Source organism: Psychrobacter sp. AOP7-B1-25 (assembly GCF_052376195.1).
GTDB lineage: Bacteria > Pseudomonadota > Gammaproteobacteria > Pseudomonadales > Moraxellaceae > Psychrobacter.
This window is the reverse complement of the sequence record NZ_JBQSVK010000003.1, coordinates 52,079-69,947: the sequence shown is the minus strand read 5'-3', so window position 1 is coordinate 69,947 and position 17,869 is coordinate 52,079. Positions and strand designations below refer to the sequence as shown.

Sequence of the window (17,869 nt, the reverse complement as noted above, 5' to 3'; positions counted from 1 at the left end):
CATCGTCATTGGTTCTATTTTAAATAAAAGGATATCACTCATGCAAAACTCCTATAGTCATAGCTTGTCGAACAACAAACAGCTTACCCAAAAAAGTGTAAATCGCTGTTTCAACGGTGAGCAGCATTATTATAGTCATGAGTCGACATCTACCAAAACCTCTATGACGTTTAGTATTTATCTACCTGATGAAGCCTTGGCTGGGCGACGCTGTCCTGCGATACTGTACCTATCAGGTTTGACATGTAATGCTGATAATGTCACTCATAAAGCGCATTTTCAGCAAAAATGTAGCGAGCTTGGTATGATACTTATCGCACCTGACACTTCACCTAGAAGTAGTGAAGACAGCGATGTACCAAATGACGATCGCTATTTTGTCGGTCAAGGTGCAAGCTATTATGTTGATGCGATCCAAGCGCCTTGGTCAGACAATTTCAATATGCAAAGCTACATCGTTGATGAACTATATGACTTATTACGTTCAGAGTTTCCTATTCATAGCATCGGTGTCACAGGGCATTCGATGGGTGGTCATGGCGCGTTGTTGCTAGGGTTTAAGTTCCCAAGTAAGTTTGTCAGCGTATCGGCTTTATCCCCCGTGTGTGCGGCCAGTGAGTCTGCATGGGGGCAAGCCGCTTATACGGAATACTTCGGTGATGATAAATCTCTATGGGTACAAGCGGACGCCTCACAGACGATTGAAAAGGTTGGTCAGCAGTATTCAAGCATTTTAGTTGATCAAGGCGCGGCTGATAACTTTTTAGCAGAGGGTCAGCTACAGACTTCTAAATTACAAGATGCTTGTGCAAAAGCAAAACAGCCCTTAACATTACGCTACCAAGCGGGGCATGATCACAGCTATTATTTTATTCAAACGGTGATTAATGATCATATCGAACATCATTGGCATATGGCTCAAATGAGCTAAAGTGCTGTATAGACGACCGTGATACATTTTTCGCTATTCCATTCATGCTCAAAAGGTAATTTTTATGGCAAGTTATCAAGATTTGACAGCTTCTAATTCAAAGAATACGTCAGCAGATACGAGCTCTACAAAAGCGACTATGCAAGCTGACATGGATGCTGCTCTAAAAAATAAACAACGTACCAATAATTCTAGTAATAATGAAGCGTCTCAAGTTAAGTCAGATGAGTTGATTGCAAAAACTGTCAACGAAGCGGGCGATAGAGTGCTCGATGAGACGCAAATCTCACGTGTGATAGAGATGGCATGGGAAGATAGAACGCCATTCGGTGCGATAGAGCATAGCTATGGTCTCGATGAGACTGGGGTTATTGAACTCATGCGCCAAGAGCTAAAGCCGTCATCTTTTCGCTTATGGCGGCAAAGAGTGAGCAATCGTGCTACCAAGCATGAGGCAAAGCGCTCTTTCGAAGTTGGCCGTGCTTATTGCAAAGCCCAATATAAGCCACGTTAACTCAACGAATATTCAACATCAATATGTAAAAGGCTCGCAGTATATGTGAGCCAATTATAATTTCCTTTTTAATTTATCAATATCTTATATAAACATAAATTAGGTAGCTCAATTATGAACAGTCCTGCTAAGCCTTATCTTATTGCACCGTCGATACTTTCAGCTGATTTTGCGCGGTTGGGCGAAGAAGTAGAGAAAGTACTAGAGTCGGGTGCCGATGTGATTCATTTTGATGTAATGGACAATCATTATGTACCCAATTTGACGTTTGGTAGCATGATTTGTAAGGCATTGCGTGACTATGGTGTTGAAGCGCCAATTGATGTGCATCTGATGGTTTCACCTGTCGATAGTATGATTGAGCAGTTTTTAGAGGCGGGTGCTAGTATCATTACCTTTCATCCAGAAGCCAGCGCTCACATCGATCGCTCACTTCAATTGATCAAAGATGGCGGTGCAGAGTGTGGTTTGGTATTAAACCCAGCGACACCACTACATTATCTCGATTATGTGATGGATAAAGTAGATCAGGTTTTATTGATGAGTGTGAACCCGGGCTATGGTGGACAGTCGTTTATCGATAGTACTTTAGACAAAGTCCGTCAGGTACGTCAGCGTATTATTACTAGTGGTCGAGATATTCGATTGGAAGTTGATGGTGGTATCAAAGCCAGTAATATACGTGCGATTGCTGAAGCAGGCGCTGATATGTTCGTTGCTGGTTCTGCGATTTTTAATCAAAAAGATTATAAAACGGCTATTGATGAGATGCGCGCAGAGTTGTTATTAGCCAACAACAGCTAGTGAGCTTTGTATGGTTAATAAATGCTATTAGCCATACAACAATCATATTAAGATGTGCTGTATAACTTATGATTATATGACGGTCAGTCACGTAAAGGTGAAATATGGACGCAAACAATTCTACCCGTTCAACAGAGCCTTCAGAGCAAGTAAACTCTCATGAAGCGTTGAAACAGCAGTCTAGGCAACCACTGACAAGTGAAACACCGCAGCGCAGTTTGGTACCGAAAGGCATTACGATTGGCTTAGCGATATTTGCACTTGTACTTAGTTTGGCAGGTTATGGCTTTCGCCTGATGGTGGGCGATGACGTTGAAACAGTACTGCGTCACGCGGCAGTGATTGTGCCTACATTTATGCTAGGTATTCCACTGTTTTTTTGGCTAGGCTCTCGCATACTTAATAAAGTCAAAGGACTACATATCGAGAGTTGGAATGCGATTAGTTTGGGCTATTTGACCTCATGTATATCGATGCTATGGTTGATGGGTACTTATAGTTAAGTTGTTTCGCTGTAGATATAAGGCTTTTCCGCGCCTATATATAACGTCGTAATATTTTATATTTTTTAATCATTAAGCCATGTTCTACAAGCATGACTGGAATTTTATATGAGAATTGTACCAGCCAGTATTGCTAAAATCATCTATCCTAAAGACTTACCAAATGGTCTATTTACTAGCTTAATTATCGCTTGCCTATTAATGGGACTGGCGTCATTACGTCATGGAACCGATTTACAAGGTTGGTTAAATGTCATTGAAAACTGGCTGCTGATGCTGCTGATATTTCCTACTGCAACGGCCACGATTGCATTGCCATTTAAGTATCGCGATCCTAGCCTTGAGCTAAAGCTCGTTTACTATCTTGGAATGTTTGTGGCCTTCTTATTTACATTAGCCAAACTGCGTTATTGGCGTTAATTTCACGCGAACTGCATGGTGTTCAAGTTGTGTTTATAGCGAATACTTATGCGGTAGCCCTTGAATTCTAGTGTTAAAGCGTCCATTGTATGAGTAAGACAGATTTGCCCGCGTGACTGTAAGACGATAGATTTGCCAAATGAGTTTATTTTTAAGGAATAACTGCTTTGCAATGACTAATTTCTCTGCCAGTACTAAACGGGATAATAAGGAATACATTAATGCCATACGATATCGATAATGAGATAGAAGTAGATAACGAGAGTAACGATCAATTTGCAGGGTTTGCCAAGGAAACCACGTTAGAGTTGGTGGAGGCAGATGATGGTAGATTGTTATTGCGTGATGCTGAACAAGATGAAACACCGCTGATGACTATTGATTTTTCTGACAAACTAAAAGAGCTACTTGGTAGCGATACTCAGGCCATTGGTCAGCATATGATTCATGCTGCGATTCAAGTCATTATGCAAAAGCAAATGAGTAAGTGGCATGCGCATGTATATGATAAAGAACCAACACACTACAGCTGATCTTTGGTTATTTTTGAGCACTAATTAACTTGAGCACTAATTAAAGCGGATAGCTGAATATATAGCTTAGCAATATCAAACTACAGACATAAAAAAAGGGTTTATCAGTTGATAAACCCTTTTTTTGTTCAAATAGCACCATTTGTAAAAATGGAGGTTATTTGATTTTAGCTTCTTTAAAGATCACATGCTGGCGTACTTTTGGATCAAACTTTTTGATTTCCATTTTGCCAGGCATAGTGCGCTTGTTTTTAGTAGTGGTGTAGTAATACCCAGTACCAGCTGTTGATACTAATTTAATTTTATCTCTCATGATAGCTTTCCTGTAAATGAGGGGTCTTCAAACGATAGGTATGTGTCTTAAAGAGTGAGTTGCCACACCTAATGTAGCAAAACAGCAGCTTAAGTAATGAGAGTCATCACTCAGCTGCTATTCTTAACTTAAACTTTTTGACCTTGTGCGCGTAGATCCGCTAACACTTTATCGATACCAAGTTTGTCAATGATGCGCATACCTTTGGTAGACACACGTAGACGTACAAAGCGGTTTTCAGACTCTACCCAAAAACGATGGTTGTGAAGGTTTGGTAGAAAGCGACGACGGGTTTTGTTGTTTGCATGCGAAACATTATTACCCACCATAGGGCGCTTTCCAGTCACTTGGCAAACTCGAGACATGGCGAACTCCTAATCTATGAGGTATGAGTTTTTCTCATACCAGTCTGGGCAAGTTGCACGTTTTTGCGGCATGGACACAGCAAGCGGCAGCTTTGCACCAAACAAAACTATATGAAGGTTGAGTTGGTTTTGCTGCTATCTAAAGGCAAATAACAGGCTGACCAATTCAGAAAATTTTAAAGCCGACATTTATACCATAAAACAGATGAATACTCAAATATTTTTACAATAACTGCCGAATCAAAGGAGGACCATTATACCCTGAAATGAGCGCTCTATGTTGTTGATTATCTAATAGTAGGGTTTAATTTTTGGTTGTAAGTTACGACAAAAGCCAGTAAAGTTGCTGTTATAAATTTAATACAATTTGTTAATATAACAGTATCACTGTAAATATATGTATCATTACCAATATCTTTTGATTCTGGGTAATGATTTTTTGCTTATTTGCTCAGATAAATTACTGCTCATGCGGAGTCAAAACATGTCATACAGCTCTTTACCTTTTACTTCTAAGTTGTTCCAGCTTACTTCTTTGACTTGCGCATTAGCATTAGCAGGTTGTGGTGGAGGCGGTGATGGTGACACCGTAGATTCTGTTGCACCAGCACCTGATCTGGGGGTTACGCAGCCGGGAACGGATGATAGTGGTAGTGACGGCGGTGAACAAGTACCAGATGTTGAACCTGACTTTTTCTTACAGAAACTCAGTACATCACCTACTATTATCGAGTTATCTGATGAGCAGGCTGTCTTTAATGTTACAGTCAAAGCTGCCGAAGTAGGCTCAGGTGGTGCGATGGTTGGCAAATCAGTTACATTAAAGGTATTAAGCTCTGAAACCAACGGCATCACTATTGAAGGTCAAAGCACTCAAGTAACTGATAGCGATGGTAATGCGGTATATACGTTAAAGCTTAGCCCGCAAGCCGTTGCTGATAAAGATGCATTAATCGCAAACGGCTTTACCTTAATGGCCACTGCTAACAAAGCAGATGGTACAGCTGTTGCACCGCAGGAGCTGAAAGTCTCCGTTAGTAGAGAAGGTAGTGGAGATGGCACTCAAGTTGTTGAAAGTAAACTGAGCGTTACTCAAAGTCTTGATACGAGCTCTGTCTCCAATAATAAACTTAACCCTTATGGCGATACAGCAGTTATAAGTGTACAACTGAAAAATGAAAAAGGTGCACTCGTTCCTGATGTCGAGGTCGGTCTCGGTCTAGATCAGACAGACGGTGTCTCTGTCGACGCTGCTAGTCAAACAACTGATTCGAAAGGCATCGCTACTTTTAATCTCAAGATCGATAGTAACTTGCCTGAAGCGACACGTAATAAACTGCTACAAGGTATCGTTTATGCTATCAATATCAAAGAAAGCAGTGGAGCTACTAAGCTTGTATCTAGCAAGTTATATGTTGCATTACCTGTTCAAGACTACGATCTAAAAGTTTCAGGAAACTCAACGCAGCTTAGTGCTTATGGGGATACACAGCAGCTGACTATCACTGCTTCACCTAAAAATACGAATGTGTCTACCCAGATTGCTGGTGCAAAGGCAACAATCAAGCTAAATAATGCTTCTAAAGGGGTCAGTCTAGCGAGTGAACAGTTGACATTAGATACTAATGGTCAAGCGACTGTGGCATTAACTATATCGCCAACATTGAGCGCTAATGAACGTCAAGAGCTTGCAGAAAAAGGTATTAGCTACACTATTTTACTCAGAGAACCAAACCGTTCGACGTCAACAGCGAGTCCTTCTAGCGTAGTCATTGTTCCAACTGCGGAATACAAAATAAACTTTAATGAAAGCAGTAAGAAAGAGCTATCAAGCTCAGGTGGCAGTGCAGTCATTAGTTTCCGCGTCAATGATAGCCGCGGCGGTGTAGTGGAAGGACAAAAAGTAATAGCAAGTTTACCAGCAAGTTTGGCTGCTGCAGCCCTACTGACCTTAGAAAATAACTCAGAACAAACCACCAATGCTAAAGGTGAAGTTAGCTATGCAGTACGAGTGCCCAACAACTTGACAGAAGATCAGAAACTGCAGTTAGAAAAGGCGACAACATTTGTTTTAACAGCAAGCATCATAGAATCTTCAGGAGTACCTAGCTCTGTCAGTAGCGAAAAGATTCGTATTGGTTCAGATATCGGACAAAGCGATATTGCATTGACTGCGCAAAGTGTACCTGCAGTCGCAAGTGTCTTAGATGAAGAGTTCAAATTACAAATCTTAGGTAAGCGTAAAGATGGCAGTGCTGCTGTCGGTCGTACAGTCAAGCTTGTTATTAACGAAGGATTTACTACAGGCATTACTATTCAAGGCAACGAACAAACCACAAACAGCAGTGGCGTGGCAGAGTTTACCGTTCGTATCAGCCAAAACCTAACACAAGCACAGCGTGATCAACTAATAAAGACAGGTATCGCTTACACTGCAGTACTGACTGACGAAGATGGTACTCAATCCAAAATCAGTCAAACAGTAAAGGTTGAACAGCCAGCAACAAGTATACAGTTCGCCTCTATCACTACTCCAGAAATTAGTGTGTTGGGCGGTAGCGGCAACATCGGTGTGAAATTAACCACTAAAGCGAGTAGTGCTCAACCGGTCAGAAACAAAGCGGTTACTATCCAGCTAGGTGCAAAAGCATTAGAGTACGGTGTCACAGCCACTCAAACTATAGCGACAACAGATTTCAATGGTGAGGCGCTTTTTGCTATTGATGTACCTGAAGGTTTGACAGCGGCGCAACAAGCAGATTTAAAGAACACTGGTATCAACTATCAGCTAACTTATGCTGAAAACAATGTTTCTTATAAGTCAGAAATACAAAAAGTAAAAATCACTACGCCTAGCGTTAGTTTAAGTATCTTGAATGCCACTAATAATATTGATAATCAAGTAGGATATATCCTAAACAATGTGGGTAGTACCGCCACTATCCAAGCACAGCTAAATAATCTGTCATCTGGTGAGCAAGTCACTAATCAAACAGTGAAATTCGTATTTGATAATCCTGAACTAGCAAGTCTGTTAATAGTAAACGGTCAAATCGGATCTTCTAATATCACTGCTAGTACAGACACCAATGGTTTAGTTAGCTTTAATGTTGTAGTTCCAAATAATTTAAGTGATGAGCAAAAAGAAGCGTTTAGCAAAAAATTATTGACAGCTACTTTGGAAGAAACATTAACTAGCGAACAACAGCAAGTTAAAATTAAAGTCCAATCGATGACATCGGCCATTTCTCTAATCGCTAATCCAGTAAATGCTTTAAACTTAAATGGTGGTGATACACAGATTGAAGTAGTGGCAAAAGACAAAAAAGGTAATGTAGTTACTGGTCAAAAAGTATTCCTTGCACTGCCAGCCTCTATTGCAAGTCAAGGAGTTACCTTAGTATCAGGTGGTAGTCAAACTACTGATGATTCAGGCAAAGCGGTATTTACTTTGGCAGTACCGAACAGCTTAACTGATGCTCAAAAGACCGCGTTAGGCACAAGCTTTGTTGTAGCATTATCAGCAGCTGATAGTAGTGGAAATATTGTGACGCAGACGAGTACTGTCCGTACTACTGTGCCAACTGGTACGACTGAAAGTCTTACTATTGGTGCAAATAAAGTCGTCAATACCAAAGGTGATACCTTCAAAGTGTTTGTTCGTTTAGAAAATACAGACGGTGCTATTGCCAATCGTCAAGTTACGTTAAACGTTGATGATCCTATAAAAACGGGTGTCAGTATCTCGAACGGTACTGCTACTACCAACAGTGATGGCGTAGCTACCTTTAACCTAACTCTTGAAGATGGGGCGAACGTTAACCAAGCAACGCTAGAGGCTGGTATACGATTAACAGCGACCACGACCACTGCTGAAAACACTCCATTGGTACAAAACTATATCGTTGCAGTAGATACCGCTACGATCGATAGCTATCAGTTAATAGCGTCTTCTGATAAGCCAACCTTGACCACGGGCGGCGATCAAACTCAAGCCTCATTTATTGCCACAGACAGTCAGGGTGGTATTCTTACTGGTGTACCGATACAGTTAAGTATCGAAAATTTAGAGTCGAGCGGTGCCGCGTTAACTACATCTAGTACAGTTGTGAGTGATAGTAGTGGTCGGGTTGACGTGGGTGTATTGTTAGCAGCTAACAGTATCAATGCACGCCTCAATCATAGTGTTGTAATCAATGCCAAAATCGTCACGCCACAATACGACGTAGATAGTAATGTCAGTATGCAAGTGCGTGAACAAAAGTCTCTGAGCTTATCAGCAATTGGTACAACACTCACACTGACAGCATCTGAAAAAAATCTTAAAGATAACATTACAACTACCCTGTCTTCTACTTTAACTGATGGGACGGGACTTGCGATTGCAAATGCCAACGTAGAACTCATTGATACTGACGGCAACCTTATCGCTAGTGATGCAACCGCGACCACCGATTCAGAGGGTAAAGCTAGCTTTTCAGTTAACGAAAGTGATTTGAGCTTTGATAGCAATGGTAACTTACGTGTCTTTGTGAGAGCAGTGGGTGAGCGAGAACTGACCACGCAGCGTAGTACCAGTAGTATTGATTTGGTTAAGGTATCGCAAGCGGGTATTAGCTTCATCGATATTGAAGACTCTTACGATGTCAATGTTGCCCAGAATATTAATATACAGGTTCGCACTAACTCTGCAGCTGAAGCGAATGCCCTTATTGGTAAGCTTTTAGAAGTACAAACAACGATTGGGACGTTTGCGAACAATGATGTCATCTCGACTCAAGCGATAACGGCTGCCAATATTCAAGGTAATATTATTACGGTGCCAGTCGTACTGAACTCGCCACTTGCTGGTACCGCCGTATTGCAGGCGACAGTACTTGGTGAGATGAGCAACGGCCAGCTCAAGTATCAAACAACCGTGGATACGCGTTTTAGAGCTACTACGCCAGCTAAGATACTGTTCCAAGCCGTAAGGTCAGTGATCACGCCGGGTAGTAGTACTGAGCTTGTTGCGACCGTTAAAGACGAAAATGACGTGCCTGTAGAAGGGCAGACAGTCGTCTTTAGCCGTGCTTCAGACTCTTCAGCAGGAAGACTATCTGCCGCAACTGCTATCACTGATAGTAAGGGTCAAGCACGTGTAGTGTATTTGGCAAACGCCAACTCACCAATTAATGGCGTGACACTCAACGCTCGACTATTGAACGACCCTAATAATATTGGTAGCAAGTCCACTAATATCACCGTGTCAGAAGATGCTGTTTATACGACATTGACGTTCGCTAACAAAATATCTTCTGACGATATCTACTACACAGTTCGTGGCTCGATATCGGTTATGGATGGCTCAGGACAGGCCGTGGCCAACAAAGAGGTATCTATCAAGTCTTATGCAGTAGAATATGCACAAGGTCACGTATGTCTACTAGATAGTAGCACTTCGTATCAAGGAGCTAATACGGTAGATGGGGAAGGCAATATCAATACGCCAGAACCTAAAACGTTCTCTGAAAAATCTATCGTATTATTACAATCTAACTGGATTACGAGTGAAGACAGTCCAGAATATAACTACATCTTAGATAATGATGATGATGTAAATAACAATGGCGTGCTGGATACGATCAATCCAGTTGCTATTATTGGTGGAACATTTGCTGATGATGGCTATTCCTTTGTCACTGATGCAGAGGGTCGTGCTGATTTCCAAGTTCGTTATCCTATCCGTTATTCAAACTGGGTAACAGTAAGGTTCGATGCATCAACTTTCTTAAATGGTAGTGAAAATACTCAAAGCTTGAATTACTCGCTACCATACTTGGAAGGTGACTTGAATATCGCCGGTGATACCTTATCCAGCCCTTGGATCGCAGACGCTAGCCCGTTTGGTCCAGGTAATGCAAATTGTGTTAATAGCTTGAGTGTCAATATCGATGCTGAAAAAGATACTACGAAAGTGATACTGTCACCGTATCAGCAAAGCTATGCAGTATCGATCAATGGTGTCAGTCCAAATGCACAATCGCAAGGTTATAACAGTTATATTTTAGACTTTGACCAAGCGTTTGAATTGGGAGCTACGTTAGGCGTCGTGAGTAATGGTGCAGGTTTTACCAGAACTATAAAGGTCGAATAATATTGGCAAATACTTAAAAGTGATATTTAAAAACCCCCATCCCTACGTTGGGGGTTTTTGCGTTAGCCTTCTAAAAAACCAAATCACCTTAAATAACCAAAAACAACTAACTCGCTTAGCAAAGTATTGTAAAAAAGATTAAAATAACCGGCTTACTATGCTGTCAGCAATTTTTCAGCAATAAGTCATCATTTTTTTATATTGGGCGAATCATGTCAGACAACACTAAAACGGTTTCATTATCGACCATCGCTTCTCAGAGCAAACAGACACTTAGCGCCATCGATACAGCCACGCTGCTCATTAAATGCAAAGACCAAGCAGGTATCGTACAGGCGGTATCTGAGTTCATCCATCGTTACGGCGCTAATATCATTACGCTTGATCAGTATTCAACGGCGCATGAAGGCGGTCAATACTTCATGCGTTTGGAGTTTGCGTTGGCAGGATTGAGCGATATTATCGAGAATTTTGAGGCCAGCTTTGCGCATACGGTTGCTAAGCGTCACGATATGGATTGGCGCCTACATAATAATGCCACGAAGACCAAAGTCGGTATTTTGGTCTCGAAGTTTGATCATGCGTTGTTAGATCTATTATGGCGTCATCAGCGTGGGCTGCTCGATTGTGAGATTACTTGCGTGGTCAGTAACCATCCTGATTTACAGCAAGCAGTAGAAAACTTTGGTATCACCTTTCACCATGTGCCAGTAACCAAAGACAACAAAGCGGAAGCAGAAGAGCAGATTCATAAGCTAATGGCAGGTAACGACTTGCTAGTGTTGGCGCGCTATATGCAGATTTTGTCATCAGATTTCGTCAAACGTTGGCCGATGCAGGTTATTAATATTCATCATTCCTTCTTACCTGCATTTGTGGGCGCAGATCCTTATCGCCAAGCTTATGATAAAGGCGTGAAGCTTATCGGTGCGACAGCGCATTATGTCACCGCTGAGCTTGATCAAGGACCTATCATTGAGCAAGATGTACACCGTGTGACGCATCGCCAAGGAGTAACAGAGCTACGTGCTATCGGCCGTGATATCGAGCGAAACGTATTAGCACGTGCTGTAAACTGGCATGTACAAAATCGTGTGATTGTGGCGGGTAATAAGACCGTTGTATTTAACTAAGAAACATCAGTAGTGAATCGGCTCAATATAGAAAAAGGCGGTCAGCAACTGTTGTTGCTGACCGCCTTTTTTTTGAATATATATTATAATTCTAAAGAAGCATTTCTAAGACGAACTTGCTACCAACAAAGCCAATAGCTAATAGGATAAAGGCATAAATAGTGATATTGGCTGCACGTTTACCTCGCCAGCCAGCACGCCAATTACCAAACAGCAGTACACCAAATAACAACCACGACAGTAGACTAAAAACGGTCTTATGTACGATATGTTGCGCCATTAAATCTTGCACATAGATAAATCCAATTCCCAGTGCGATACTGAGCAATACAAAGCCTACCAACAGCATATCGAATAATAAACTCTCCATACTTTGCAAGGAAGGTAGTTTATTGACCCAAAAGCGGTGAATGGTATGATGCTTGAGCTCACGTATTTGCAGACGCAGGAATAGCGCTTGTACCGCAGCCATCAACAGCACACAATAGGCAGCCAATGATAATATGATATGGACTTCAAGCCCGATACTGACATTAGTTAGTGGTTGATAGGGTGCACGGCCTATATAGCCGACAGTCATACCGATGAGCGCAGTGGGTGCAGCCAAAATACCAAGACTAAGAATAGGGCGATATAAACAGAACAGCAGATAAAAGAATAAGAAAAACAAACTGGTCAGACTGATTATATTAAATAAGTTGAAATTTAAGCCATACAGCGTCACAACGTATGGATATAGCAGTGCCGCATGTGCAGCCATACCGATGAGCAATAAGCCCAAACTGAGGCTTTTGTGAATAGGTATGTCCTGAATCAGCGCCCAACCAATATGGATGCTGACTAAGATATAAGCCATGCTAGCAAGTAAGAATGCAAAGTGCACAGATAAAAAGCCTCATCTTATACTGAGCATAAACTGCCGCTCAATGTGTCGCTAAAGTGGTATTATCAGAATGATTAGAATAATCATCCAATTTATCATAAAATGGGTGCCAGTTGAGCACCATCTTGCTTATAACTTATAAATGATCGGCAGCGCGGTATAGTGCAAAACATAAAATATGTCATCTATAAAAAGTTAACTACAATGATAAGTGCCGTGTTCGTTGCGAAACGACTAGAAACGACTATAAGTTTTGAGCCATGTTAATGCTATAGTATTGATAATATAATTCTTTTATCATATCCCTTGTCATGCAACACCCTAATATTTTATAGCGTATCCTAATATTATTTACGAACCATTTTAATGGTTTGATTTAGAGTTATTTTAATTGCGTATTATTTAATTGAAAACCATTTTAATTGAGAGTTATTTATGTTTGATACCTTAACAGAACGCTTATCGTCGAGCCTACGTAATATCGTCGGTACCGGACAGTTGACCGAAGACAATATCAAAGACACGCTGCGTGAAGTGCGTATGGCGTTGTTAGAAGCTGACGTGGCGCTACCTGTCACTCGTGATTTTGTAAAACGTGTGAAAGAGCAAGCGCTTGGTGCTGAGGTACTAAAAGAGTTAGCGCCAGGTCAAGCCTTTGTCAAAATCGTACATGATGAGCTGACCGAAATGATGGGCAGTGCTAACCAGCAGTTAGAGATGACAGGTAAGCCGCCTGTTGTCTATTTGCTAGCAGGTTTGCAAGGTGCGGGTAAAACGACTACAGCTGGTAAGTTGGCCAAGTATCTACAAGAGCGCCAAAAGAAAAAAGTCATGCTGGTCTCTGCCGACGTCTATCGTCCAGCAGCTATCAAGCAGCTTGAGCAAGTAGCCGGTCAGGTGAATGCTAAGTTTGTGAACTCAAGCACGGATGAGAATCCAATTGATATCGCAAAGCGTGCGATTGAAGAAGCTAAAATACAGTATCAAGATATTTTGATCATTGATACCGCTGGTCGTCTACATATCGACGATACCATGATGGATGAGATTAAGGCGCTAACTGCTGCGGTTAATCCATCTGAGACGCTATTCGTCGTCGATGCCATGACGGGTCAAGATGCGGCCAATACCGCAAAAGCTTTTAATGATGCACTGCCATTGACGGGTGTTATCTTAACCAAAACTGATGGTGATGCTCGCGGTGGTGCGGCGCTTTCTGTACGTGCTATCACCGGTAAGCCAATTAAGTTCTTAGGTCGCGGTGAAAAACTAGACGAGTTAGAGCTGTTTCATCCTGAGCGTATCGCGCAGCGTATCCTTGGTATGGGCGACGTACTGAGTCTGGTCGAAGAAGTTGAGCAAAAAATTGACCGTGATAAAGCCGAAAAAATGGCGAAAAAGATGCAAAAGGGCGGTGACTTCGACCTTGAGGATCTATTGACCCAATTCCAGCAAATGAAGAGTATGGGCGGCATGGCAGGATTTTTAGATAAGATGCCTGGTATGGGCGGCTCAGACATGCAAAAGGCCGTTGAAGATGCCCAGCCAGAAGAAAAAGTACGTGAAATGGAAGCGCTGATCAATTCAATGACGCCATTTGAACGTAAAAACCCTGATAAGATTAACCCAAGTCGTAAGCGCCGTATCGCTGCAGGTTCAGGCCGTGAGATTCAAGATGTTAATCGTTTGCTCAAGCAGCACAAGCAAATGGCAAAAATGATGAAAATGATCTCAAAACCTGAAGGCATCAGTAAAATGATGAAGTCTATGCAAGGACTAATGGGTGGCGGTAGTGCTGGCGGTGGCGGCGGTCCATTGTTTGGTGGCGGTCAGCAAGGTGGCGCTAAAGATGTGAACCCAGAGCAAATGGCCAAGCAAATGGGACTGGATCCAAACAACATGCCAAGCACCGAAGAGATGCAAAAGCAAATGCAAGAAATGCAAAACCAAGCGCCAAAGAAGTTCAAAACCCGCTTTTAAATAACAATTAGTTATTTTTAAGAAGTTTGATCAAAGCCCCGAAGCTAATTAAGCTTTGGGGCTTTTTATTGTTATTAGTTATAGATAAACACTGATGGATAAAGTGTGAAAAATATAGAAATTAATAAAATTCGTGTACCCTAAATGCTATGATAGGCGCTGATTCATTCTGTCTGGGTTTTTATAGTACATGAATGATAGATCGTTATTAAAAATTATTAAAATCTGACAAATCAATTTAGAACGCCAAAAGTAAAAAGCCGAGGTTGTGATGTTTTTAGCAATGGATACCGTGTTCGATCAGTGTTCGATCGCGATTTTAGATTCGAGCGGACAGGTACTATCGAGCCATACCGAAACAGGTAAGCGTCAGCAGACTCAGCAGATTTTACCGATGATTGATGCTGCGTTGTCTGAAGCCAAGCTAGATCTTGCTGATATAAAAGCCTTGATATTCAATCGAGGACCGGGTGCGTTCAGTGGTATCCGCATCAACACGGCAGTGGTACAGGCTCTATCTGTAGCGCATGATTTGCCTTGTGTTGGCGTCTCAAGCCTGCAGGCAATCGCACAATGCGCGTATCAGAAGTACGGGCTGACACACCTATATAGCGCTCTTGATGCGCGTATGCAGCAAGTCTACTTTGGGCAGTATGAATTGGTAACTGACAACCAGTTAGGTCATAGTATTATGCGGCCAGTATCGGCTGATGGTAGCGATGGTACAGAGCAGCTATTAGATTATGATAGACAAACTGAACTTAGCCTGCCTATCGCAGGTAATGGCGCACCGCTATTGGCACGACATGAACAGCAAGACTGTCATGAAGATGTGTGGCCAGATGCTGTTGTGATTGGGCAGCTTGGTATTGCTCAGTTTGCAAACGATGATGGTACGGAAGCATCGCAGGCATTGCCAAAATATCTACGTAACCAAGCGTGGAAAACACTCAAAGAGCAAGGCAAAGCATAGCTTCATAACTATGCTTTTTGAAGAGTTGTCTGCTGTAACTGGTTACGATAAATGTCTTAATCATGACCAGTTTAACTCAATTGATAGCAGCCAGCCTTTTAGTGTTTAGTAAGCGCATACCAATATAAAATCAACGTTAATATAGGACAGCCAATTGGTCTGTTGCTAGGCCGTTTTTTTAGGCCAGTCTGTTTCTAGGAAAGTCACTGTGGATATACTTTTATTCGTTCAAGCTGTCATTATGGGTATCGTTGAAGGTATCACGGAATTCTTACCCATTTCTAGTACAGGCTATTTGATTTTATCAGCTGATGTGATGGGCTTTTGGACCAAGGAAAAAGTCGATTTATTTGTCGTGGTGGTACAGCTTGGCGCTATTCTGGCAGTGATTTACGACTATTGGGGTAGACTGTGGCAAGCGCTGATGGGCTTGCTGACTGGCAAAGCAGAGGGCATGACCAATCCTAGACAGCTGGGACTGAGTCTGATTGTCTCTACTATCCCTGTGATGATTGTTGGTTTTACCTTTGCCGATGAAATTAAAGCGTATTTGTTTAATCCTATTGTCGTTGCCATTATGCTCATCATCGGCGGTCTACTGATATTTTACGTGGAAAAGCGTCCTAAAACGGTCATTGCAGAAGAAGCGGAAGATGTCAGCATAAAAACTGCGTTAATGATTGGCCTGTTTCAATGTTTAGCTCTAATACCAGGGACATCACGCTCAGGTGCCACTATCATTGGTGCGCTGTGGTTAGGTGTCTCACGTAAGGCTTCTGCTGAGTTTTCTTTCTTTTTGGGTATTCCGGTTATTGTAGGGGCAGCACTGTTGGATTTACTCAAACATGGTGATGTACTGAAGAGCAGTGAAGACTGGCTAGTGCTAGGTATCGGAACCATCGTGTCATTTGTGGTGGCGCTACTTTGTATACGCTTACTTGTGGCATGGGTAAGTCGCCGCGACTTTACTATTTTTGCTTGGCTGCGCATCATTACAGGTGTTATCGTGCTGGTCGCCGCTTGGGGCTTTGGTTATCAAATGGCTGGCTAGATTTAGCCCGTGGTTTATGATGTTGATGATTTAACACGCCAGTAATTCATAGTGAAAACAATCAGCAAATAGGATGATGGTTATGACCGATGTGCCCCAAACGTATGACGAGACAGGTGCTTTTGTACATTGTCAGTTATTCTATGTCAATGACAGCCAGCAAGCACAGGTTGAGAGCCTACAGTCATTGATAGCTGAACATACATTACCAATTATCTTAGATATAGAGGTCGCTACAGAGAAACTAACTCAAAAGCGCCGTCAGAAATTGAGCCAAGCATCTACTCAGCCTATTCTATTATTAGATGATAAAGATAAGCTATCATGGCTAAGTGATGGACTCAGTGTAGCACCTGAGTGGGACAAGTTGCAGCGCCGTGTCGTGAGTGCTGGTCGTAAGTCTGAGCTGCTATTACAAGCGGCCAAAATTACGTCAGATAGTCACGTTGTTGATGCAACCGCTGGCTTTGGGCATGATAGTTTGATATTGGCCAGTACAGGTGCACAAGTCACTATGCTTGAGCAACAGCCTTTAATGGCATTGTTGCTACTTGTAGAGCAGCAGCGTATGAGTGCGCTACCCAATTGGCAGAAACTCATGAGCCGCCTACAGATTATCAATACTGATGCATTGAGCTATTTTGCGAATTTAAAGGTGGACTCCGTAACAGATAATTCTACGATAATCGATGTCGTCTATCTGGATCCGATGTTTCCAGAGGATAGCTATCAAGATAGTAAGACAGGCAAAGGTGCAAAAGTCGGTAAGCATATGCAAGCATTGCATCAATTAGCTCGTCCACCAACGCTAGATAAAGAGCGACAACTGCTAAATAGTGCGCAGGCCGTTGTCAAAAAAAGTACGCAAGGCCAAGGTCGCGTGGTCGTAAAGCGTCCACAATTTGCACCATTGCTTGCTGGTGAGCCAGCCAGTGAGAGCTGGCACAATGAAGCCGTGCGTTTTGATGGGTATTTTGTCTGACAGCTGCTGTTTGTGATAATAGATATACGAGTATAAATTTACGCAATCAATCAGCTTATGCGTCCAGAATTAATGGATTTAGGAGCAAGGAATGTCAGCGTTAATCATTTGGGTTATGGGTGCAATTTTATTGTTGATTAATATCATGCTGCGCACTCGAGTCCTGCGGCTTGAGGCACGGTTGAAAGAGCTGAGCAATCCACAAGAACAACTGGCATTTTTGCGTCAGCAAGCAGCACAGAAAGACAAAGTCCCAGCGTTAAAAGCTTTGCGCAAGCAATATCCTGAGCTATCACTGATCGAAGCTAATAAGTTATGGCAGCAAATACAGTAATTAACCCGTTAAAG

The 17,869-nt window shown here is 42.1% G+C and carries 16 protein-coding genes; 13 read left to right on the top strand and 3 right to left on the bottom strand.

The genetic code is table 11. The annotated features are described in order from the left end of the window. Positions 1-40: 40 nt before the first annotated feature. The 6 genes from fghA (at position 41) to ACT3QR_RS04315 (ending at position 3,705) form a co-directional block, all read left to right on the top strand. On the top strand, positions 41-931 hold the full coding sequence (gene fghA, locus ACT3QR_RS04340) for an S-formylglutathione hydrolase (protein ID WP_444520163.1): 891 nt from the start codon (positions 41-43) through the stop codon (positions 929-931). A 265-nt stretch (positions 932-1,196) separates the two neighbouring features. Next, complete coding sequence (locus tag ACT3QR_RS04335) at positions 1,197-1,445, top strand: TIGR03643 family protein (RefSeq protein WP_444520354.1); 249 nt, start codon at positions 1,197-1,199, stop codon at positions 1,443-1,445. A 114-nt stretch (positions 1,446-1,559) separates the two neighbouring features. Beyond that, positions 1,560-2,249: a ribulose-phosphate 3-epimerase gene (gene rpe, locus ACT3QR_RS04330; RefSeq protein ID WP_444520162.1), complete on the top strand. Its 690-nt coding sequence runs from the start codon at positions 1,560-1,562 to the stop codon at positions 2,247-2,249. Positions 2,250-2,353: 104 nt separating this feature from the next. Next, positions 2,354-2,752 carry a hypothetical protein gene (locus ACT3QR_RS04325; RefSeq protein WP_444520161.1) on the top strand — a complete coding sequence of 133 codons (399 nt, stop codon included), beginning with the start codon at positions 2,354-2,356 and terminating at the stop codon, positions 2,750-2,752. Between the two features lie 108 nt (positions 2,753-2,860). After that, positions 2,861-3,172: a hypothetical protein gene (locus ACT3QR_RS04320; protein ID WP_444520160.1), complete on the top strand. Its 312-nt coding sequence runs from the start codon at positions 2,861-2,863 to the stop codon at positions 3,170-3,172. A 221-nt stretch (positions 3,173-3,393) separates the two neighbouring features. Then, positions 3,394-3,705, top strand: coding sequence for a hypothetical protein (locus ACT3QR_RS04315; RefSeq protein WP_444520159.1), 312 nt, complete (start codon positions 3,394-3,396; stop codon positions 3,703-3,705). A gap of 157 nt (positions 3,706-3,862) precedes the next feature. On the opposite strand, the gene rpmG is transcribed toward ACT3QR_RS04315, so the two are convergent. Beyond that, entirely contained in the window at positions 3,863-4,018 is a 156-nt protein-coding gene (gene rpmG, locus ACT3QR_RS04310) for a 50S ribosomal protein L33 (protein ID WP_010201403.1), read from the bottom strand. A gap of 128 nt (positions 4,019-4,146) precedes the next feature. Beyond that, positions 4,147-4,383, bottom strand: coding sequence for a 50S ribosomal protein L28 (gene rpmB, locus ACT3QR_RS04305; RefSeq protein WP_057761372.1), 237 nt, complete (start codon positions 4,381-4,383; stop codon positions 4,147-4,149). 484 nt (positions 4,384-4,867) lie between these two features. Here rpmB and ACT3QR_RS04300 point away from each other — a divergent pair, with 484 nt between their 5' ends. Further along, entirely contained in the window at positions 4,868-10,519 is a 5,652-nt protein-coding gene (locus tag ACT3QR_RS04300; protein WP_444520158.1) for a hypothetical protein, read from the top strand. 212 nt (positions 10,520-10,731) lie between these two features. Further along, the gene (gene purU / locus ACT3QR_RS04295; protein WP_444520157.1) at positions 10,732-11,652 is read left to right on the top strand and encodes a formyltetrahydrofolate deformylase; all 921 of its coding nucleotides are present in this window, start codon (positions 10,732-10,734) and stop codon (positions 11,650-11,652) included. A 91-nt stretch (positions 11,653-11,743) separates the two neighbouring features. On the opposite strand, the gene ACT3QR_RS04290 is transcribed toward purU, so the two are convergent. Beyond that, positions 11,744-12,508, bottom strand: coding sequence for a cytochrome C assembly family protein (locus tag ACT3QR_RS04290; RefSeq protein WP_444520353.1), 765 nt, complete (start codon positions 12,506-12,508; stop codon positions 11,744-11,746). Between the two features lie 462 nt (positions 12,509-12,970). On the opposite strand from ACT3QR_RS04290, the gene ffh reads away from it, so the two are divergent. From ffh to ACT3QR_RS04265, 5 genes are all read left to right on the top strand, one after another. Next, positions 12,971-14,515 (top strand): signal recognition particle protein, encoded by a 1,545-nt coding sequence (gene ffh / locus ACT3QR_RS04285; RefSeq protein ID WP_444520156.1) that lies wholly within the window; start codon positions 12,971-12,973, stop codon positions 14,513-14,515. A 271-nt stretch (positions 14,516-14,786) separates the two neighbouring features. Then, positions 14,787-15,488 (top strand): tRNA (adenosine(37)-N6)-threonylcarbamoyltransferase complex dimerization subunit type 1 TsaB, encoded by a 702-nt coding sequence (gene tsaB / locus ACT3QR_RS04280; protein ID WP_444520352.1) that lies wholly within the window; start codon positions 14,787-14,789, stop codon positions 15,486-15,488. A gap of 208 nt (positions 15,489-15,696) precedes the next feature. Then, positions 15,697-16,539, top strand: a complete 843-nt coding sequence (locus tag ACT3QR_RS04275) for an undecaprenyl-diphosphate phosphatase (RefSeq protein ID WP_444520155.1) — start codon at positions 15,697-15,699, stop codon at positions 16,537-16,539. A gap of 82 nt (positions 16,540-16,621) precedes the next feature. Next, positions 16,622-17,521, top strand: coding sequence for a class I SAM-dependent methyltransferase (locus ACT3QR_RS04270; RefSeq protein ID WP_444520154.1), 900 nt, complete (start codon positions 16,622-16,624; stop codon positions 17,519-17,521). Positions 17,522-17,612: 91 nt separating this feature from the next. Continuing rightward, entirely contained in the window at positions 17,613-17,855 is a 243-nt protein-coding gene (locus ACT3QR_RS04265) for a hypothetical protein (RefSeq protein ID WP_444520153.1), read from the top strand. The last annotated feature ends 14 nt before the right edge of the window (positions 17,856-17,869 follow it).